Raw genomic sequence first — 289 nt, 5'->3', positions numbered from 1 at the left:
CCGATAGGGCAAACTGCTGGACGCGCAAGCGCCAGTCCCGAACCTTGACAACTGCATAGCGATAGATAGTCATCTCACCAATGGACAAGAACCCAAGGGCTGATGGTGTATAACTTGGCACTCAGAGGCGATGAAGGACGTGGCTACCGACGAAACGCTCCGGGGAGCTGGCAGCAAGCGATGATCCGGAGGTCTCCGAATGGGGCAACCCACCTGGATGGAAATCCAGGTATCATAGGCTGAATACATAGGCCTATGAGGCGAACCCGGGGAAGTGAAACATCTCAGT

The 289-nt window shown here is 55.0% G+C and carries 1 rRNA gene; it reads left to right on the top strand.

From position 1 onward, the window contains the following. Positions 1 to 82: 82 nt before the first annotated feature. Positions 83 to 289 (top strand): 23S ribosomal RNA (locus tag NZ583_09025); the annotation flags it as partial.

It is taken from the genome of Thermodesulfobacteriota bacterium, assembly GCA_025062045.1.
In the GTDB taxonomy this organism is placed as follows: Bacteria; Desulfobacterota; Syntrophorhabdia; order Syntrophorhabdales; family JANXAF01; genus JANXAF01.
Note: the sequence above shows the minus strand (reverse complement) of the source record. Positions and strands in the feature narration are given on the sequence as shown.